20 protein-coding genes are annotated in these 18,288 nt (G+C 68.2%); 3 read left to right on the forward strand and 17 right to left on the reverse strand.

Features of this window, described 5'->3' with window-relative positions:
* Nucleotides 1–4: 4 nt before the first annotated feature.
* Nucleotides 5–3,133: a cyclic nucleotide-binding domain-containing protein gene (locus tag K8625_RS15125; protein ID WP_223783099.1), complete on the reverse strand. Its 3,129-nt coding sequence runs from the start codon at nt 3,131–3,133 to the stop codon at nt 5–7.
* 151 nt (nt 3,134–3,284) lie between these two features.
* Between K8625_RS15125 and K8625_RS15130 the strand changes: the two genes are divergently transcribed.
* Nucleotides 3,285–4,088, forward strand: coding sequence for an RDD family protein (locus tag K8625_RS15130; protein WP_370640325.1), 804 nt, complete (start codon nt 3,285–3,287; stop codon nt 4,086–4,088).
* Here the strand turns inward: K8625_RS15130 and K8625_RS15135 are convergent.
* Complete coding sequence (locus tag K8625_RS15135; protein WP_223746608.1) at nt 4,085–4,603, reverse strand: outer membrane beta-barrel protein; 519 nt, start codon at nt 4,601–4,603, stop codon at nt 4,085–4,087. The two genes, K8625_RS15130 and K8625_RS15135, sit on opposite strands and share 4 nt — an antisense overlap.
* A 100-nt stretch (nt 4,604–4,703) precedes the next feature.
* On the opposite strand from K8625_RS15135, the gene K8625_RS15140 reads away from it, so the two are divergent.
* Both K8625_RS15140 and K8625_RS15145 read left to right on the forward strand, forming a co-directional pair.
* Complete coding sequence (locus tag K8625_RS15140) at nt 4,704–5,765, forward strand: tetratricopeptide repeat protein (RefSeq protein ID WP_223746607.1); 1,062 nt, start codon at nt 4,704–4,706, stop codon at nt 5,763–5,765.
* A 34-nt stretch (nt 5,766–5,799) separates the two neighbouring features.
* On the forward strand, nt 5,800–6,849 hold the full coding sequence (locus K8625_RS15145) for an FHA domain-containing protein (RefSeq protein WP_223746606.1): 1,050 nt from the start codon (nt 5,800–5,802) through the stop codon (nt 6,847–6,849).
* Nucleotides 6,850–6,915: 66 nt separating this feature from the next.
* Here K8625_RS15145 and K8625_RS15150 read toward each other — a convergent pair whose 3' ends face one another.
* The 15 genes from K8625_RS15150 to K8625_RS15220 all read right to left on the reverse strand — a co-directional run bounded on the left by K8625_RS15150 (nt 6,916) and on the right by K8625_RS15220 (nt 18,251).
* Nucleotides 6,916–7,437, reverse strand: coding sequence for a tetratricopeptide repeat protein (locus K8625_RS15150; protein ID WP_370640324.1), 522 nt, complete (start codon nt 7,435–7,437; stop codon nt 6,916–6,918).
* Nucleotides 7,438–7,481: 44 nt separating this feature from the next.
* A complete protein-coding gene (locus tag K8625_RS15155; RefSeq protein ID WP_223783100.1) occupies nt 7,482–8,564 on the reverse strand; it encodes a DUF1521 domain-containing protein in 1,083 nt (360 codons plus the stop codon).
* Nucleotides 8,565–8,726: 162 nt separating this feature from the next.
* The gene (sctV, locus tag K8625_RS15160) at nt 8,727–10,850 is read right to left on the reverse strand and encodes a type III secretion system export apparatus subunit SctV (protein WP_223746603.1); all 2,124 of its coding nucleotides are present in this window, start codon (nt 10,848–10,850) and stop codon (nt 8,727–8,729) included.
* 98 nt (nt 10,851–10,948) lie between these two features.
* Nucleotides 10,949–11,431 (reverse strand): tetratricopeptide repeat protein, encoded by a 483-nt coding sequence (locus K8625_RS15165; RefSeq protein ID WP_223746602.1) that lies wholly within the window; start codon nt 11,429–11,431, stop codon nt 10,949–10,951.
* Between the two features lie 88 nt (nt 11,432–11,519).
* On the reverse strand, nt 11,520–11,978 hold the full coding sequence (locus tag K8625_RS15170) for a hypothetical protein (RefSeq protein WP_223746601.1): 459 nt from the start codon (nt 11,976–11,978) through the stop codon (nt 11,520–11,522).
* Nucleotides 11,979–12,142: 164 nt separating this feature from the next.
* A complete protein-coding gene (locus K8625_RS15175; protein WP_223746600.1) occupies nt 12,143–12,358 on the reverse strand; it encodes a hypothetical protein in 216 nt (71 codons plus the stop codon).
* Between the two features lie 155 nt (nt 12,359–12,513).
* A complete protein-coding gene (locus K8625_RS15180; protein WP_223746599.1) occupies nt 12,514–13,107 on the reverse strand; it encodes a hypothetical protein in 594 nt (197 codons plus the stop codon).
* Between the two features lie 122 nt (nt 13,108–13,229).
* The gene (locus tag K8625_RS15185; protein WP_074957228.1) at nt 13,230–13,694 is read right to left on the reverse strand and encodes a SycD/LcrH family type III secretion system chaperone; all 465 of its coding nucleotides are present in this window, start codon (nt 13,692–13,694) and stop codon (nt 13,230–13,232) included.
* Between the two features lie 4 nt (nt 13,695–13,698).
* A complete protein-coding gene (locus tag K8625_RS15190) occupies nt 13,699–14,178 on the reverse strand; it encodes a hypothetical protein (RefSeq protein ID WP_141323022.1) in 480 nt (159 codons plus the stop codon).
* 53 nt (nt 14,179–14,231) lie between these two features.
* Nucleotides 14,232–14,513 (reverse strand): EscU/YscU/HrcU family type III secretion system export apparatus switch protein, encoded by a 282-nt coding sequence (locus K8625_RS15195; protein WP_141323021.1) that lies wholly within the window; start codon nt 14,511–14,513, stop codon nt 14,232–14,234.
* A gap of 46 nt (nt 14,514–14,559) precedes the next feature.
* Entirely contained in the window at nt 14,560–15,642 is a 1,083-nt protein-coding gene (sctU, locus tag K8625_RS15200; protein ID WP_223746598.1) for a type III secretion system export apparatus subunit SctU, read from the reverse strand.
* A 22-nt stretch (nt 15,643–15,664) separates the two neighbouring features.
* The gene (locus K8625_RS15205) at nt 15,665–16,483 is read right to left on the reverse strand and encodes a flagellar biosynthetic protein FliR (protein WP_046712712.1); all 819 of its coding nucleotides are present in this window, start codon (nt 16,481–16,483) and stop codon (nt 15,665–15,667) included.
* A complete protein-coding gene (gene fliQ / locus K8625_RS15210) occupies nt 16,480–16,743 on the reverse strand; it encodes a flagellar biosynthesis protein FliQ (RefSeq protein WP_223746596.1) in 264 nt (87 codons plus the stop codon). The genes K8625_RS15205 and fliQ overlap by 4 nt, the downstream gene beginning before the upstream one ends.
* A 13-nt stretch (nt 16,744–16,756) precedes the next feature.
* Nucleotides 16,757–17,584 carry a type III secretion system export apparatus subunit SctR gene (sctR, locus tag K8625_RS15215; RefSeq protein WP_223746595.1) on the reverse strand — a complete coding sequence of 276 codons (828 nt, stop codon included), beginning with the start codon at nt 17,582–17,584 and terminating at the stop codon, nt 16,757–16,759.
* Between the two features lie 13 nt (nt 17,585–17,597).
* Complete coding sequence (locus K8625_RS15220) at nt 17,598–18,251, reverse strand: flagellar biosynthetic protein FliO (RefSeq protein ID WP_223783101.1); 654 nt, start codon at nt 18,249–18,251, stop codon at nt 17,598–17,600.
* Nucleotides 18,252–18,288: the final 37 nt, after the last annotated feature.

The following is an 18,288-nucleotide window of genomic DNA, read 5'->3' on the forward strand; positions in this document are numbered from 1 at the left end:
CCGCTCAGGCGTCTCCACCCCGGGTGCGCTTCTCCGTCGTCGGCGGCTCCGAGCCCTCGGGCGCGGGGCCCGTGGGCAGCGGCGGCGCGGTGGGAGCCGCGGGCGCGGTCATCTCCAGCCGCTCGCCCGTCTCGCGCGAGTCCGGCAGCGCGATGAGCGCCTGGAGTTGCAGGCTCACCGCGCGGAAGAACCCCGTGAGCAGTTCGGGACGGTCCGCGAGCAGGTCCAGGAAGTCACGCCGGTCGATGATGAGCACCCGCGTGTCCACCGCGGCCACCATGTCCGTGGGACGCGGCGCGCCATCCAGCAGGCTCACCTCGCCGAAGGCCTGCTTGCCCTGGAAGCGCAGCACGTGCTCGCCGTCGTGGAACGCATCGATGGCGCCGTCGACGATGACGTAGAGCGCGTCCCCCGGGTCGCCCTGCGCGTAGATGCGCTCACCGGCGCGGAAGAAGCCCTCGCGGGCCACCGCAGCGATGGCCGCGATGTCATCCACGTCGCTCTGGGAGAAGACGCTCACGCCCTCCAGCTCGAACATCCGTTGGACAATGCGGTCGCTCAATTCACCCTCCTGCGGGAGCACGTCCAGCCCGTTCACCCGCGCGATGTGGCGGGCGCACGCGCGCAGCACCACGTCCTCGCTCTGCACCAGCGCCGCCAGCCTGCGCCACAGCCGCCCCGACGCCCCGGGAGGCAGCTCCCGGTGGTGCGCCTCCACCTGCTCCATCACCAGCTCCCGGTCCTCCTCGGAGAGCAGGTTGTCCAACAACTCCAACGCCAGCGCCCGCCGCCGCGCATCCTGCCCCACCAGGTTGTAGTGGATGCCGCGCATGCGGTGCGACGAGTCCAACAACCCCAGCAGGAAGAACGACAGCTCGAGCGCCTGGTCCAGCCGGTCGCCCACCGCGCGGGTGAGCAACGAGCCATCTCCCAACGCCGCGCGCACGTCGCGATAGGCCCCCACCAGCGCCCGATACGTGTCCCGCCGGCGGCCCAGCGCCTCGCGCACGCGGTCCACGTCCACCGGATGCTCGGGGTGCTCGTCGCGAAGCCGCGACAGCTGCGCGCCGATGCGGAAGTGCAGCGAGGCATCATCCCGCACGTTGGAGAACAAGAGCGCGTCCAGCGCCGCGGGCGTACCGATGCCCCGCAGCACGCGAGGCAGCTGCAGCCGCATCGCCAGCGGCGCCTTCTTGTTGTTGAGGTGCTCCTCCACCAGCGGCGTCACCGCGTCGCCCAGCGCGATGAGCGCCTCGCGGGCCGTCTTGCGCTCCTCGCGCCACGTCAGGAAGGGCAACAGCCGGGGCGCGAGCTCCACGTAGCCGCCCTCCCCCACCGCGGCCAGCGTCACGCGCCGCACGGTGGTGTCCCCATCATCCAGATACCGGGCGAGCGGCCCCGCGAAGCGCGCGTCCTGGAGCCGCCCCAGCAGCTTCGCCACCTCACGGCGCTCCATCACCGGAGCCCCTTCACCGCGCGCGAGCAGCTCCTCCAGCGACGCGAGCGCCGCCGCGCTCCCCGTCGACTTCACCAGGGCGCCGATGGCCGCGCACCGCAGCCCCACGTCCGGGTGGTTGAGCAGCGCCGGCAACAGCCGCTCCGCCCGCTCCGGAGACAGCCGCGCCAGCGCCCACACGGCCTGGTCCCGAGGCCGACGAGGCCCCTCCTCCACCAATCGCTCCAGCACCGGCGCCAGCTCGCGAGCCTCCAGCTCCAGCGCCAGGGCCACGCCCCGCTCCAGCACGCGCTCATGCGGATGTCGCAGCAACGCCGGCAGGTGCTGCCGCAGCGACACCTCCGCCTGCTCCATCAAATCCACGGCGCGCAGCACGCGGTCCGGCATGGGGGCCGACAACGCCTCCGTCAACAGGCGCTGCTCCTCCTCCCCCTCCAGCTCCACCTCCTCTTCCTCGTGCGCGCCCACCTGCTCACCCAGCGCCGCGACGTAGGCGGGCTTGAGACGCACCAGGAGCAACCCGAGCGCCGCGCACATGGCCACCACGGCCACCGCCATCGACATGCCCGTGGCCGCGCGCCCCGCGCCGATGAGCAGCAGACCGGCCACCACCACGCCGCTCTTGCGCAAGAGCCCATCCACCGCCGCGCGCAGCCCCTCGCGCTGGTCATCCGGCACCGCCGCGTAGAGCAGCTGGATGCCCACCGGCAGGATGGAGTAGCTCACCGCCGTCTCCACCAGCCGCAACAGGTGCACCGGCCACAGGTCGGGCGTCACCAGCGTCGCGCCCGCCAACGGCGCGAGCACCAGCGGCACCAGCGCCACGTAGCGCAGGAGCCCCAGGCGCTTGAGCAGCCGCTGCGTCAACAACAGCTGGAACGCGACGCAGAACAGTCCAATCCACAGCTGCAGCGAACCGAAGAGCGCCGCCAGCGCGTCCTCGCTGAGCTGGCCCTCCAGCCGGATGCGGAACAGGTAGTCGACGAAGGACGACAGCACCGCGAACGAGATGCCCAGCGCCGCGAGCACCTGCGCGTAGGGGCTCTCCGCCAGGTAGCTGAACGCCATGAACGACGTGGGCGCCGGACGCCCCCGGGGCGGAGGCGGCGGCTCACCGCGATACAGGTGGTGGAAGATGGCGCCCGCGGCCAAGAGCCCCAGGCCGCCGCTCACCACCATGGCCGGCGTGCCCAGCCGCTCCGCCAGCCCCTGGACCAGCAGACCTCCGACGATGCCGCCGCCCATGGCGAAGCCATTGAGCGCGGTGAAGGCGCGCCGGGCCTCGCGCGCATCGAAGGCGGACGCCATGCGCGCCCAGAACCGGAATGACACGAACGTCGAGAACGTGTCCGCGAACAGGTACAACGCCAGCGCCGACGTGCTCACGCCCACCGACAGCGCCACCGCCAGCCCCATCGACACCACACCGCCCAGCCCCGTCAGCACGCCCGGCGACTCGAACGGCGAGCCCGGCTTGAAGCGCGGCAGCACCGTCAGCGCCGCGGTGATGAGGGCACCCAACAGGTACAGGTAGGGCAGCGCCTGCGAGTCGAAACGCGACAACACCAGCGCGTTGGCCGCCGTCTTGAGCTGCGTCACCCCAGCGATGAGCGCGAACTGAAAGGCGGCCGCCGGCAAGAGGCGGCGGTTCCAGGATGAGGTGGCGGAGGGGGGCACGTTGCGCGAGGGGCGGCGAGGCTACCCCACCACCCCGACAGCCATGATTAACACAGACGCCCGTCCGCCCGCGCCCCCCACGGGGCACTCGCCGGGTGGTCGGCCAGGCAGGGCCCCCGAAGGGCTCACCTGGGAATACCCGCATCCCCCCATGCTCCCCCGCATGCCCGGAGAGCCGGCTACACTGCCCGCCGTGACGACGGCCACCGACACCTTGCTGGACGGCACCCACACGGTGCTCACACCGGAGTACGTGGAGTTCCGCTTCACGCTCGCGGGCCTGTACTCGCGCTTCCTGGCGTGGCTCCTGGACTCGGTCATCGTCGTGGTCATCAGCCTCGCCGTCATCCTGGGGCTGAGCCTGGTCATGGCCGCCTTCCCCGGCGTCGCGAGCGCGCTGGGCATCGTCGTGTACTTCCTGGTGGACTGGGGCTACGGCATCACCCTGGAGACGCTCTGGAGCGGCCAGACGGTGGGCAAGCGCGCCCTGTCCCTGCGGGTCATCCAGGAGAGCGGCGTGCGCATCGGCTTCTACCACGCGGCGCTGCGCAACCTGGCCCGTCCCGTGGACCGGCTCCCCCTGCTGTACCTGGTGGGTGGCGTGACGGCGCTCGTCTCCGGCTCGCAGCAGCGGCTGGGGGACATGCTCGCCGGCACCATCGTCGTGCGGGAGCGGCGGCTGAAGGTGCCCTCCGCCATCAACGCCTCCGGCGAGGAGGGCCTGCTGGCGGATCCGCTCTTCGTCTCACGCGTGAAGCGGCTGTCCACGGAGGAGCGGGAGCTGGTGCTCACCGCCGTCCTCCGCCGGGACGAGCTGCGCATGGAGGCCCGCCTGCGCCTGTTCGCCGCGCTCGGCGCACGGCTGCAGGACGCGCTGGCGATGGAGAAGCCCGCCCACCTGTCCGACGAGAAATGGACGCTGCTCGTCGCCGCGGCCCTCCTGCCCAAGCGCTAGAAGTACGCCGCCACGCCCGCTGACAACGTCAGCGAGTTCTGCGTCTTCTCGTTGAGCGCGATGTAGAAGTTGTACTGCGCCCTGAGCCCCACGCTCACCGAGTCCGACATGAAGAAGTCCACGCCGGCATTGGGCCCGATGCCGACGAAGTTGCTCATGCTCTCCTTGAAGACGATGAGGTAGCTGATGTCGGAGCCGAGGTAGGGGCGGATGCTCTCCTCCATCAGCAGGTAGCGGATGCCCAGCGACGGGGCCAGGCCCACCACGCGCTTGCGCGCCGGGTCCGTCGTGTCGCGGGGGAAGGCCACCTTCGACAGGGACACCAGCTCGAAGCCGTTCTCGATATAGAGGCTCGCGTCGATGCCCAGGAAGAAGGCGTCGTCCAACCCCTTGGTGCGGTTGAAGTCCATGTAACCCAGCGACAACCCGAGGCTGCGATTGGCGAACTGGGCGTGAGCCGGGGCCGCCCCGAGCAGGGCCAGCGCGAAGGTGAAAGCACAGAGCAAGGTACGCATGGGCGGCCACTCTAATCGTGCAACCCACCGAAATCAGCCCGGATTCAGGCCCCGCCGAGGCGTTGCGCCAAAGGAGGCGCTCTCCTACACTCGGTCGGCCATGCGTCTTGCCCGTCTCGTCACCGCGCTTTCCCTGGTCTGCACGCTTCCGCTCGCCGGCTGTCTGTCCACGCCGCCGCCGCATGAGCGCGCGCTCATCAACAACGAGCTCTGCGCCCAGGAGCTGCACGCCCAGAACCTGGTGAAGGCGGAGGTCTACTGCGACCTGGGCCTGGAGTTCTCGCCGCAGTACGCGGACCTGTGGGCCAACAAGGGCATCATCGCGATGATGGCCGGCCGCAAGGAGGACGCGAAGAAGCACTTCATCAAGGCCCTGCGCTACAACCAGGAGCACCTCCAGTCCTACCAGAACCTGGGCTACCTCTACGCGGAGGAGGGAGCCTACGGGAAGGCGCACGACAACTACCGGCGCGCCCTGAAGGTGAACCCGGACAACCTGGACACGCGCTACAGCCTCGCCGTCACGATGATGAAGATGAAGAAGTACACGGAGGCGAAGAAGGAGTTCCGCACCCTGCTCGCCATCAATCCGAACCTGGCCGCCGCCCACCACTCGCTGGGCATCATCGCCTTCGAGGAGGACCAGTACGAAGAGGCCGCCGAGCACATGGCCCAGTCCGCCGCGACGGACCCGAACAACCCCGACGTCTGGCACGACTACGGCAACACGCTGATGGAGCTGGGCCGCTTCGTCGACGCGCGCGAGGCCTTCGCCAACTGCATCCAGCTGGACGCCAAGCTGACCAGCTGCGTCAACAACCTCGCCCTGGCCCAGCGCAAGGCGGCGCTCACGGACGCGGGCCTGCGTGAGGTCAAGGACACCCAGCAGGCGGAGAACTCCGCCCCCGCGCTCTTCACCCTCGCCCGCACCTTCCGCGAGAAGGGGCTTCTGGCCGAGGAGGAGACCACCTACAAGAAGTGCGTGAAGCTGGATGGGAAGTACGCCCCCTGCCACTTCGGACTCTTCGAGCTCTTCCAGGACGCCAACAAGCACGAGCACGCCGAGGTGGCCTGCAAGAACTTCCTGAAGTATGCGACTTCCGAAGAGTTCCCCACCGAGTATCAGACGTGCGAGAAGTACCTGAGCAACGCGACGTTCTGATGCCCCGCAGTTCCCTGCAAGCACCACCCCCTCGATGAGCGTCCGTCTCACCGTCACGCAGCGCAGCGAGGCCGGAGCCAAGGGCACCGAGCACGTCCTCACCGAATCGGTCATCACGCTGGGGCGAGACAAGTCCTGCCAGGTGGTGCTGGCCCAGCAGGCGGTGTCGCGCAACCACGCGCGCATCTGCCAGGAGGGCACGCTATTCTTCCTGGAGGACCTGGGCAGCGCCTATGGCACCCAGGTCAACGGCAAGCCCCTGCCCAAGGGCGAGAAGCGCCTCTTGCGCAACGGCGACGTCATCGCCATCGCGCAGTACGACGTGCGCTTCGACAAGGTGACGGAGCTCATCAACGGGGACGCCACGTCGGAGAAGACGTCCTTCATCGCGCGCGACAACCTGAAGGACGTGATGCGCGGACTGTCCTCCTCGGAGGAGCGCTACCTGCGCATCATGAACGGCCCCCGCGAGGGCGAGCGCATCGAAATCGCGGACGCGTCCGAGCTGGTCATCGGCCGGGACGAGAAGGAGGTGGACATCGTCCTCAAGGACGACCTCACCTCGCGCAAGCACGCGAAGATCCGCCGCGACTGGTCCGGAACCCACGTGGAGGACCTGGGCAGCCGCAACGGCATCAAGGTCAACAAGAAGCGGGTGAACCGCAAGGCGCTCAAGGACAACGACGAGGTGGAGGTGGGCGGCACGCGCTTCCTCTACGTCGACCCGGCCGAGCCCGCCGAGGAGCCCGTCCAGCTCGCCACCGACGTGAAGAAGGCCCCGCCTCCGTCGCCCTCGCGCCCCGCGCCGGTGCGAAAGGAGAAGCCTCCGGAGCCGGAGCCCGAGCCCGCTCCCCCGGAGCCGGAGCCGGAGCCCGCTCCCCCGGAGCCGGAACCCGAGCCCGAGCCCGGCCCCATCGAGGAGCCCATCCAGTCCTCCCAGGAGAACTCCGTCCCGGACGAGGTCGCTCCGGGCGGCGCCATGGCGATGCTCAAGGACAAGCAGAAGCTCGTCCCGCTCGTCGTCATGGGCGTGGTGGGGCTGGTGTTCCTGGTGCTGCTCATCGCCGTGGTCGCCGGCGCCTGAGGGGGCACGGGAGGCGCGGGCGCGACATGCGCGCCCGCACGCACTCACCGCGGGGACGGCGTCACGTCAGCGCTTCGGCCGGGCGGCCTTGAGCGTCTCGGCCTGCTTCTTCAGCGCGAGCAGCGTGCCCTTGGCGCGCTGGGTGGAGCGCTTCTTCAGGCCCGGGTCCAGCTCGATGGCCCGACTCAGGTCCTTGAGGCCCTCCGGGACGTTGCCCCGGCGCAGCAGGATTTCGCCGCGGCCCACCAGCGCGTCGCCGTGCGAGCCATCCAACGCGAGCGCGCGCTGGTAGGCGTCGAACGCGGCGTCCACGCGCTCCATCGTCAGCAGCGTGGCGGCCAGCTGGGTGTGGAAGGCGGGCTCCTGGGGCGCGGCCGCCGTCAGGCCCTGGAAGATGTCCAGCGCCAGCCGGGTACGGCCGGCCTGGAGCATCTTGTGGCCCACGGCGGCGTACTCGAAGAGCCGCTCACGTGTCATTCCCAGGAACTGGCCCAGCTGGAGCTCGCCCTTGACGAGCTTGTCCACCAGGGCCTTCGGAATCCGCACGTCCGGCGTTCCACCGCTCTCCGGTTTGCCGCTCAAGACCACCTCGCGAGAGGCCCCTCGGACAGGGCCCCTCTTGTTGCCATGGGTCAGATGAAGATGTTGCTGCGCGGCTTGACCATATCATTCAGCGAGTTGATCTCATCCAGCGCCTTGAACATGTCGGCGACGGACTTGAAGCGGTCCTCGAGGGGCTGCTCCTTCTCGGACTCCTTCGGCTTGCCCAGCACGGCGATGGCCTGGGTGATGTGGTCGTTCACCTTCTGCATCAGCGCGTCGCGCTGCTGGGTGACGTCCCCCGCCTTGGACGTGTCCTTCTTGTCCTTAGCCGGCTCGGGCAGCAGGTTGAGCACCGAGGGGGTGTCCTTGTACTGGAACTCCAGGTCCTTGCCGTGCTTGAAGGTGGCGCCGCCGCCCTCGTCGCCCAGGACTTCCTTGCCCTGGTTGGCCCAGTCGTCGGAGTCCTTGCCCATGACGAGCAGGTCCCGGCTGTTGTTCTGGAAGGTGTCGTTCCACTGGAAGGCGACGGTCGTCTCGTAGCCGTCCTTGGTCAGTTCACCGACCTTGCCCTTGCCCTTGTCGATGTCCGTGACGGCGATGTGGTCCGCGCCGTTGGTGATGTCCAGCTTGCCCGTCACCGTCATCCCGTTGTTGCCCCAGGGCACGGTGGTGCAGTTGATCTCCGTCCCGTCCGGCAGCTGGAACGTGGTGTTGCGCTTGAAGTCGAACTTGCCGCCGTCGCTCTCGTCGACGTGCGGGTCGCCCCAGATGCGGGTGCTCTTGCCGTCCGGACCGGAGATCTTCCACTCGAACTGGCCCAGCTGCTCGATCTTGTAGCCGCCCGGCGTGGTGATGGTGCCCTTGTCGTCCACCTTCAGCTTGTCCGCCGGGCGGAAGGTGTTCTCGTCGATGAGCGGCTTCTCCGTGGGGAACACGTTCCCGGAGTCCACCGTCGCGGTCAGGTCGCTCACCCGGACCGGCTCGGTCGAGAACGAGTTCTCGCTGAGCTGGTTGAGCGCCTTCACCGCGGACTCGATGTCCGCGAACGCGCTCTCCACCGTCTTCTCGATGAGACCGAGGTTCTTCGTCAGCTCCGCATCGCTCAGCCCGACCTTCGTGCTGCCAGTGCTGAGGGTACGGGAAGCGTTGCCGGCCTGATTGACACTCGTCATGACTTCCTCCCGAATCTCGGGGAATCCGCGCTGGAGAGCACGCACTCCCGCCTTCCTTCCATTGTCGGTGTCCGGCCTCGCGAGTTGCGTTGAAACGCGAGGATTCCGATCACGACGGCGGGGGTCGGAAGTGACGCCCCCGCGCCCTGCCCTGCCCCGGGACTACCGGGTGGAGATGCGGGCCACCGGCTGGATGTTCAGCTCGGGGGACAGCTCCTGGTAGCTCAGCACGGAGAACGAGGGGTTGAACTCGTACTCCAGCAGCTTGCGCACGTAGCGCCGGATGTCCATGGCGGTGAGGATGACGGGGCGCTGGGCGGACGGGGGCAGGTGGCCACACTCCGAGCGCACGGCCTGGACGATCTCCTGCGCCAGCTCCGGCTCGAGCGCCAGGTGCGCGCCCGCCGAGGTGCGCTTGATGGAGCCACGGATGGCCTCCTCGATGTTGGGGTCCAGCAGGTAGACCACCAGCGTGCCGCTGCCGCGCGCGTACTTGTGGGAGATGTAGCGGCGCTGCGAGGCGCGCACGTGCTCGGTGAGCATCACGTTGTCCGCCTCCACCTGGCCGTACTCCGACAGGGCCTGGAGGATGCCGCGCAGGTCACGGATGGAGATCTCCTCCTCCACCAGGCGCTGGAGGATGTCCGTGAGCTTCAGGACGTTGACGACCTTGGGGATGACCTCCTTGACGATGGCGGGGAAGGCCTTCTCCAGCTGCTCCAGCATCGTCTGCGTCTCCTGCACGCCGACGAACTCCCGCGCGTTGCGCCGGAGGATGGCCGCCACGTGGAGGATGATGTAGCCGGGCACGTCCCACGTCGTCAGGCCCGCGGCCTCCAGCGTGTCGCGGTGCTGCTCGGGCACCCACGCGGCCGGCTGGCGGGTGGCGGGGTTGATGGCCTCGAAGCCCTGGATGTTCATCAGGCGCAGGCGGTCCACCGTGTCGTTGACGAGCACGTGGCCCAGCGTGGCCTGCCCGGTGACGACGGGCACCTCGTTGATTTGAATCTGGTACGCCCCCGGCGGCAGCGACGAGTTGCCGCGCGCGCGCACGCCCGGGAAGCGGACTCCCAGCTCCACGAAGAGGCCATCGCGCATGAACGGGATGAGCTCGAAGAGGAACTTGCCGTTGTCCTGACGCGAGTCCACGTACGGCACCAGCGCGTCGGAGACCTCCAGGACGATGGGCGTGACGACGGGGATGAAGAGCTCGGAGTCCGGGTTCATCGGCTCCTTGGGCGCCGGCTCCGACGACATCGGCGTGCCCAGGTCCGACTCCATGGCCGGCCCGGCCTCCTCCACCATCTGCGCTTCCTTCTGCTTCTTGAGCATCGTCCACGCGCCGAAGCCCGCGCCGAAGCCCAACAGGAAGAAGGGAATCTTCGGCAGACCCGGCACCAGGCCCAGGATGATGAGCATGCCCGCGGCGATGGCGATGGCCTTGGGGTAGGCCGTGAGCTGGCTGCCCATGTCCTTGCCCAGGTGGGCCCCCTCCTCCTCGCCGCCGACGCGCGTCACGATGATGCCGGCGCAGGTGGAGATGAGGATGGCGGGAATCATGCCGACCAGGCCGTCACCGATGGTGAGCAGCGTGTACTTCTGGGCCGCGTCGGCCGCGGACATGCCCTTCTGCGTCACGCCGATGATGAGGCCACCGACGATGTTGACGACGGTGATGATGATGCTGGCGATGGCGTCGCCCTTGACGAACTTCATGGCGCCGTCCATGGCGCCGAACAGCTGGCTCTCGCGTTCCAGGTCGCGGCGCTTCTTCTTGCCCTGGTCCTGGTCGATGGAGCCCGCGCGCAGGTCCGCGTCGATGGACATCTGCTTGCCCGGCATCGCGTCCAGGGTGAAGCGCGCGGCCACTTCGGCGACGCGCTCCGAGCCCTTGGAGATGACGATGAAGTTCACGATGACCAGGATGAGGAACAGGATGGCGCCGACGACGAAGTTGCCCTGCACCACGAAGTTTCCGAAGGCGACCACCACCTCACCCGGATCTCCCGTCAGCAGGATGAGCCGCGTGGTGGAGATGGTCAGCGACAGCCGGAACATCGTGGTGATGAGCAGGAGCGTCGGGAACACCGACAGGTGCAGCGCCGCTGGCACGTAGAGGGACACCAGCAGCAGCACCACCGAGATGCTGATGTTCAGCGTCAGCAGCACGTCCAGCAGCAGCGGCGGCAGCGGGACGATCATCATCCCGACGATGGCCACCACGACAACAGCCAGGACGATGTCGGAGTACTTCGAGAGGAAGCTGTTCGGATTGGAGGCGGACATCAGAGGATACCCATCCTAGTCCGCGCCCGGCCCCGGGCCCAAGGGGGGCCTCACGAGCCGGGCGGGGGTGTTCCGTCCAGGGGGGAGACGGGGGGACTTCAGGGACGCTCGGAGCCGGAGTCGCGCTCGGGGGCGCCGGACTGGGCCTCCTCCACGCTCTCCAGGGCGGCGGCCGCCAGCATCCGCGCGCGAGCGCTCAAGGGATCCTTGCCCTCGGGGTCCAGGGACACCGCGTGGTTGAAGTCACGCGCCGCCTCCATCACCTTGCCCTGGCGCAGATGGACCTCACCCCGGTTGACGAACGGCGTCAGGTCCGAGGGGTCCAGCTCGATGGCCCGGTTGAAGAAGGCCTCCGCCTGGTCCAGGTTCTCCAGCGCCAGGTGGCAGGCGCCGAGGGCGGTCTGGAAGTACGCCTCCGAGCCATCCATCGCGGCCAGCTCCTCGAAGAGGGCCAGCGACTCCTGGAAGCGGCCTTCCTGGAACAGGTCGAAGCCCTGCGTGGCCCGCTCCAGCAGCGCCGGACCGGACAGCGGCTTCACATCATTCTCGGAGACCGGCGCCTTGGCTTGGGTCGTCGTCATCTGGACTCATTCCCGGGGCGGAACATGGAGGCGGCCTGGAGTCTAGCCCGCCTCCAGCAGGCCCACCAGTCAGGAGACGCCGAGCGAGCTAATCGTCGAAGCCGTCGCGCGTCTTCTGCAACTGCTTCTTCAGGTTGGCGATGGCCATGTCCACGCCCTTCTGGGCCACCACCGCGCTGAACATCTGCGCCTTGAAGCGGTCGTCGACGTGCTTGTCGATGTCCTTCAGGGACGCGTTGGGGTTCTGCTTCATGAAGCTGGCGACGTCCTCGTCCAGCTTCTTGGCGATGGTCTCCGACACGGAGTCGGGGAAGAAGCCGAGGAACGCCTTGTTCTCCAGGATCTTGTCCGTGCCCAGGGCGCTCGCGTAGTTGTCGCGGTCCGCGCCGGTCAGCTTGCTGGGGTCCTTCTTGCGGATTCCATCCATGGTGGCCTGCTGCTTGGCCCGCTCCGCGGCCGGATCCGACGGCGTCTGGGTGGAAGACTCGGACGCGGTCTTCTGCGTCGAGGAGGTATAGCGGGGACCGCCATTGACGGGAGCGACCATGGATTTCTCCAAAAGGTAGGGTTGAAGGAATTCTCGTGGAGCGGCGCGGAAAGTTTCGGACGCTCGAGGGCCGCGTGTCCACCGGCGGCCAGAAATGAACCGGCCCCGCAGCAGCTCGGAGAGCTGTTGCGAGGCCAGGGTGCTGCGACCAGCGCTGAACCGAATTAGCGCATGTTGCTGGTGATGGCGCTCTGCATCTTCTCGATGGCCTTCATCGAGTTGGAGATGAGCTCCACCAGCTTCGCCTCGCGCTGCATCTGCTCCTGCGCGCGGAGGAACGGCTGCTGATCCTTCGGGGCCGCCGCGATCATGTCGTTGGAGGCCTTGGAACCGGCCAGGATGCTGCTCGCAGCGGCGTTGAAGTTGGCAGAGATGCTCATGGACGTTCTCCTGTGATTAATTCGTGAGTGCTGCGAGGTGAAGTGCAGCGGCGGCTACAAAAAGATTATCGGGGGAGGGGGCCAGAAGTTTCCTGCGAATTATCCGGATCATTTCCGGCTTATCCGCCCGTCCCGGGTCCCCTCCGGAAACAGGCCTAACCCTTGATCTTTCCAAGGCTCGGGTTCTTCATCCAGGCCTTGAAACCCTCCAGCTTCTGCTGCTCCTGCTTCGGGTCCGCCGCGGGCGGAGGGGGGTTGGCCTCGGGGTCCAGCGCCAGGGCCCGGCGAGAAGAGCCGCTCTCGAAGCCATCCTTGGCGGCGGGGGCGCGGGCCGCGGCGGCCGGCGCCGCCGGTGCGGGGGCCGGCTGGGCGCTCGGAGGCGTGAACGCGAGCTTCGCGTGCATCTCCGGGTTCGCCTCCTTGACGGCGTTCTGGATGGTCATCCCGTAGGTGTTCAGGCGCTCCGACAGGTACGTCACCACCATGCCCAACGCGGGAGGCACCGGGAGGATGGGGTCGGCCATGAAGCGCTCGAGCGCGCTGGACACGTCGCCGTAGAGGCGCTCGTCGAACGGGGCGCCCGGCGTGGTGGACGACACCAGCATCTTCATGGTGCGGACGACCTGGAGGAAGGTGCCCTGGGCCGTCTTCGACTGCGTCTCCAGCTCCGCCAGCAGCTTCTCGCGCTTCTCCACCAGCGCCGCGGGCTCTGGCGGCAGCGCGCCCATCTTCGCCTTCTGCGTGCTCATCGAATGACTCTCCACCTCTCCACAAAGAGGGTTGGGGTGAGTGAACCCGGCGAGCCTAGCAGACTGTTCCAGGCTCACCTACCCGGCGTCTGGCCGAAGCCGGACGCCGGAGCGTGCTGGACTCAACGGCGGGTGAGCGCCGTCACCATGGCGCCGGCCTTGCGCACCACGGGATCATCCTGGGGCGTCATCGCCGCGGCGCGGCGAAGGTCCTCCAGCGCCTGCTGCTTCTGACCCAGGGCCAGCTTCACCTCGGCGCGGCCCACGTAGACGGAGGGGTCCTGCGGGGACAGCTTGGCGGCCACGTCGAAGGCGGCCAGGGCGCCCTGCCCGTTCCCGGCGGCCATCTCCACCACGCCCAGGGCCTTGGCGAAGTAGCCGTCCGTGGGGTTGACGGCGTACAGGCCCTGGAAGAGCGTGCGCGCCTCGTTGATGCGCCCCTGGTAGAAGAAGAAGTACGCCGTCTTGGCGATGGCGTAGAGCTCGTCGTTGGAGTAGCCGCGCACCTCGCGCAGCGTGGACTTGCCGTCCGCCCAACGCTGCAGCCGTGCCGCCAGCTGCGCCTCGTCCTGAGGGTCCTCCGGCATGGCGCTAGTAACCCTCGTCCTTCTGCTCCGCCCACATCCGGCGGATGATCTCCTTGGTCTCCTCGTTCACCTGGTCCACCAGGGTGAGCATGGAGGCCTCGCGCTGGAGCAGGGCCTTGAGGCGCTCCAGGCGGTCCGGCGAGGCGTTGATGCGCGACAGGCCGCGCTCCAGCAGGTGGCGCGACTCGTCGCTCCCCCGCCCCGCCACGCTGGCCAGGTGGGGCCTGTCACTGAAGCCCTCCAGGTCCGCCTCGTGTCCGCCGGGGTGCGGCGGCAGGGGCAGGCGGAGCTCCTCCGAGGAGTGCGCCGGACCGATGAAGTCCAGCAGCGCCGCGGACGCGAGCGCCGGGTTCTTGGGGTTGCCCGTCTTGCGCAGCTTCTTGCGGTCGACCTGGGACGGGTCGACCAGCCGCTCACGGACGCTGCGGGGTCCCCCCCAGGGCCACTGGGGTCCACCGGGGGGCTGATTGTTGATTCTGGCCATCGTCGATTCCGGAGCACACCCCAGACAGGGGGGGGCCGTCCAGCCCCCCTCGCCTACCTGCCGCCCGAGGCGGCCTGTTCCCGCTGGAGCTCGTAGATGAAGTTGAGGACCTCGGCCACCGCGTCGTACAGCTCCTCGGGCACCTCCTGGCCCACGTCCACCCGGTACAGCGCGTTGGCCAGGGGGATGTTGCGCATCACGGGGATGCCGTGCTCCTTGGCGATGGCGCGAATCTTCTCCGCCTTGAGCCGCAGGCCCTTGGCCACCACGCGCGGAGCGCCGTCCTTCTCCTTGTCGTACTTCAGCGCGATGGCGATTTCGGCGTCGTCACTCATGGGCAGCTCCGCGAAGTCCCGGCGATTGTAGCCCCACCCCACCCCGTCATGCGCGGGCCGCGGGGGCCTGGGGGGCGCCGTTCTTCAGCTCGTAGACGAAGTTGAGGACCTCGGCGACCGCGTCGTACAGCTCCTCCGGGACCTCGTGGCCCACCTCCACCCGCAGGAGCGCGTGCGCCAGCGGCACGTTGCGCAGCGTGGGGACCTCCTGCTCGCGGGCGATGCCCTTGATGCGCTCGGCCTTGTGGTCCACGCCCTTGGCGAGCACGCGAGGGGCGCCGTCCTTCTCCCGGTCGTACTTGAGGGCGACGGCCACGTGGTCGGGGTTGGTGACGATGACGTCCGCGTCCCGCACGGCCTCCATCTGCTGGCCCTCCATGATCTCCTGATGGAACTCCTTGCGCTTGGCCTTGTGATGCGGGTCGCCCTCGCTCTCCTTGTACTCCTTCTTCACATCGTCCTTGGACATCATCATGTCCTTCATGAAGGACTTGCGCTGCCACCAGACGTCGAAGATGGCGAAGATGACGAAGAGCAGCGCCACGCGCGCGGCCACGCGTGTCACCAGCTCCCCCATGATGACCATGATGGTGTGAGTGTCCTGGCGCACCGTCTCCAGCACCATGGGCATCGCGTCGCGCACCACGCCGTAGACGACGTAGGCGGTGACGGAAATCTTGATGAGGTTCTTGAGCAGCTCCACCAGCGACTTCTTGCTGAACATGTTCTTCAACCCGGCCAGCGGGTTGAGCTTGTCCAGCTTGGGCATCAGCGGGTCCATGGTGAACAGGGAGCCCACCTGCAGGAACTCCATCAGCCCGCCAATCACCGCGCCCCCCAGGAGCACCGGCAGCGTCACCAGCAGCAGCGCCCGCACGCCCAGGTAGAGCAGTTGGCCCGTCGCGTCGGCCAGGTCTCCGCCCCGCGCCACGTGGTCGAAGCTGAAGAGGAAGAGACTGGAGATCTCCTTCTCGAGGTTGTCCCAGGTCGCCTTCACGGCGGCCAGGCCCACCACGAGCACCGCCACGCCGCTCAGGTCCTTGCTCTTCCAGACCTGCCCCTTCTTGCGAGAGTCGTCGAGCTTCTTCTGCGACGGCTCCTCTGTCTTGTCTCCACTATCGTCCGACATGGGCGCGAGGTTCCCGTGGGCGCTAGGCCAGCAGCCGAAGGGCGTCGTGGAGCACCTTCAGCATGTGGGCCAGCTCGTCCTGGATGCGGCCGATCAACGTCCCCAACACCAGGAAGGTGATGAGCACGCCGACGAGCGGCTTGATGGCCATGGAGATGAAGAACACCTGGATCTGCGGCGCCACGCGGTTGATGGCGCCCAGCGCCACGTCGGTGAGGAACGCGGCCAGCGTGGCGGGGGCCGCCAGGGCCAGGCTGACGCGCAGCATGTCCGCGAAGACGCGGATGAGCACGTCGAAGAAGGTCCACGAGCCCTGGCTGAAGCGCGGGAAGCCATCCAGCGGCACCGTGGTGAGGCTGTCCGCCAGGGCACGGATGACCAGGTGGTGGCCGTCCAGGGTGAGGAAGAGCACCACGGACAGCTGCACCTTCAGGTTGGAGAAGAGCGAGACCTGCTGCCCCAGCTGCGGCACGTAGAGCTGGGCGTTGTTGCTGCCGGACATGGTGTCCGCGAGCGTGCCGGCGATGCGCGCGGCCTCGAACACGCCGTTGACGACGAAGGCCATGGAGAAGCCGATGAAGATCTCCTTGGCCATCAGCGCGATGTACGGCAGCGCGCTCAGGGGGATGGTCGTCACCGAGTGCGCGATGGACGGATACAGGACGATGGCCAGCGTCAGGCCGATGCCCATCTTCATCTCCGTGGGCACCACCTCACCGCCCAGGAACGGACTGAAGATGAGCACGGGCATCACCCGGCACATGAGCAGGGCGACCGTGAAGATGGCGGCGGAGAAGTTGGTCCGGGCAGCCAGCTCGGACACGAGTTCCGCGGCGTTCATTTGATGAGGGCGGGGAACCGGTCGAAGACGTGGAACGTGAAGCGCACCAGCTGGCCGCCGATCCACGGGCCCGTCATGGCGAGCACCCCGAAGACGATGATGACCTTGGGGGCGAAGGTGAGCGTCTGCTCCTGGATCTGCGTGGTCGCCTGGAACAGGGAGATCATGAAGCCCACCAACAGGCTCATCAACACCGGCGGGGCCGAGACCACGAGCACCAGGAACAGCGCTTCCTGGGTGATGAACGTGAGCTGGTTCATGGGTGCCTTCCTCTTACAGGTAGCCGACGACCAGGCCCTTGGCGATGAGGTACCAGCCGTCCACGAGCACGAACAGGAGCAGCTTGAAGGGCATGGAGATGGTGGTCGGCGACAGCATGTGCATGCCGAGCGCCAGCAGGATGTTGGCCACCACCATGTCGATGACGATGAACGGGACGAAGAGCAGGAAGCCAATCTGGAAGGCCTCCTTCAGTTCGGACACGACGAAGGCGGGGATGATGACCATGAAGTCCTCGCTCTTCACCGAGTCGCGGTCCTCACCCGTGCGCATCTTCTTGGCGAGGTTGTAGAAGAGCGAGCGGTCCTTCACGGTGACCTTCTTCATCAGCCACGCGCGCAGGGGCTCCTTGGCGCGGTCGGCGCCCTCCAGGAGCGTGCCCACCTTGGCGGAGGAGAAGTTGCCCGCGCCGCCGGTGTCCCAGATGTCCACCTCGGAGGCCCGGTACATGGAGGTGCCCACCGGGGCCATGATGTAGACGGTGAGGATGACGGCCAGGCCCGTAATCACCTGGGTGGGCGGAATCTGCTGGGTGCCCAGCGCCGAGCGGACGATGGAGAGGACGACGGAGATCTTCACGAAGCTCGTCACCATCATCAGCGCGAAGGGCACCAGGCCCATGGCGGCGAGCGCGAGGATGAGGACGAGGGGGCGCGAGGTGAAGGTGTCGGCGCTCACCGCTTCGTTGGCGACGGAGTCGGGGATGCCGCCCGGGCGCTTCTTCTGCGCGAGCGCGATGAAGGGATGCAGCGACACCACGGCCGCGAACAGCCAGGGCGCGACGCGCGGAAGACGAGGGAGGGCGGGTGTCAGGGCGTTCACGGGAAGGGGGCCATCAGGCGCCAGGGGGCTCGGACGACGAGCCCCCGGAGCGACGGGAAAGGAGCTTCTGGAGGAAAGGGCTGAGGGGAACCACGTTCGTCTGCGGGCGCTGTGCCCGGATGCGCTCGACGGCTTCCGCATCCAGCTTCGACAGCAACTGCAGGCCCGCCTCGCCGCCGCCCACCAACAGGTATTCGTCCGCGGCCTTCACCACGAAGAGAGCGCGCTTGGGGTCCAGGGGGAGCCGCTCCACCACGGAGACCACCGTCTGCCGCCCCGTCGAGGTGGACTGCAGGCCCATCAGCCGGCGAAGGCCCACGTTCAACGTCAGGTAGATGGACGCCACCACCGCGCCCAGGACCATCAGGGTGCGCACGAGCATCCAGCCCATGCTCTCCGGCTCCGCCTCCGCAGCCGCGGCGGCGTTGATGGACGGGTCCTCCCAGACGGGGGACGAGGCAGGAGAAGGCGCGGCAGGAGGAGGCGCGGCCGGGGCGCCCTGCCCTGCCTGTGGCGGCGCCACGGCGTCCCCGACCGCGGCCCCAGTGGGCGCGGCGGGAACGGGCGAGGGGCTCGGCGCGGGCGCCTGCGCCCACACGGACGCGGGCGCGAGCAGCAGCGTGACGCCCAGGGTCAGGCGCGGGAGGGGGTTGCGGAGGACTGCCATGGCTGGGGGCGAGGCTAGTTCAAAGGCCGGAGGACCG

It is taken from the genome of Myxococcus sp. AS-1-15 (genome assembly GCF_020037055.1).
GTDB lineage: Bacteria > Myxococcota > Myxococcia > Myxococcales > Myxococcaceae > Myxococcus > Myxococcus fulvus.

Coding starts and splice junctions, on each gene's coding strand:
- K8625_RS15130 (WP_370640325.1), top strand. CDS start 3,285: ATGCTCCCCCGCATGCCCGGAGAGCCGGCTACACTGCCCGCCGTGACG.
- K8625_RS15135 (WP_223746608.1), bottom strand. CDS start 4,603: ATGCGTACCTTGCTCTGTGCTTTCACCTTCGCGCTGGCCCTGCTCGGG.
- K8625_RS15140 (WP_223746607.1), top strand. CDS start 4,704: ATGCGTCTTGCCCGTCTCGTCACCGCGCTTTCCCTGGTCTGCACGCTT.
- K8625_RS15145 (WP_223746606.1), top strand. CDS start 5,800: ATGAGCGTCCGTCTCACCGTCACGCAGCGCAGCGAGGCCGGAGCCAAG.
- K8625_RS15155 (WP_223783100.1), bottom strand. CDS start 8,564: ATGACGAGTGTCAATCAGGCCGGCAACGCTTCCCGTACCCTCAGCACT.
- sctV (WP_223746603.1), bottom strand. CDS start 10,850: ATGTCCGCCTCCAATCCGAACAGCTTCCTCTCGAAGTACTCCGACATC.
- K8625_RS15165 (WP_223746602.1), bottom strand. CDS start 11,431: ATGACGACGACCCAAGCCAAGGCGCCGGTCTCCGAGAATGATGTGAAG.
- K8625_RS15170 (WP_223746601.1), bottom strand. CDS start 11,978: ATGGTCGCTCCCGTCAATGGCGGTCCCCGCTATACCTCCTCGACGCAG.
- K8625_RS15175 (WP_223746600.1), bottom strand. CDS start 12,358: ATGAGCATCTCTGCCAACTTCAACGCCGCTGCGAGCAGCATCCTGGCC.
- K8625_RS15180 (WP_223746599.1), bottom strand. CDS start 13,107: ATGAGCACGCAGAAGGCGAAGATGGGCGCGCTGCCGCCAGAGCCCGCG.
- K8625_RS15185 (WP_074957228.1), bottom strand. CDS start 13,694: ATGCCGGAGGACCCTCAGGACGAGGCGCAGCTGGCGGCACGGCTGCAG.
- K8625_RS15190 (WP_141323022.1), bottom strand. CDS start 14,178: ATGGCCAGAATCAACAATCAGCCCCCCGGTGGACCCCAGTGGCCCTGG.
- K8625_RS15195 (WP_141323021.1), bottom strand. CDS start 14,513: ATGAGTGACGACGCCGAAATCGCCATCGCGCTGAAGTACGACAAGGAG.
- sctU (WP_223746598.1), bottom strand. CDS start 15,642: ATGTCGGACGATAGTGGAGACAAGACAGAGGAGCCGTCGCAGAAGAAG.
- K8625_RS15205 (WP_046712712.1), bottom strand. CDS start 16,483: ATGAACGCCGCGGAACTCGTGTCCGAGCTGGCTGCCCGGACCAACTTC.
- fliQ (WP_223746596.1), bottom strand. CDS start 16,743: ATGAACCAGCTCACGTTCATCACCCAGGAAGCGCTGTTCCTGGTGCTC.
- K8625_RS15220 (WP_223783101.1), bottom strand. CDS start 18,251: ATGGCAGTCCTCCGCAACCCCCTCCCGCGCCTGACCCTGGGCGTCACG.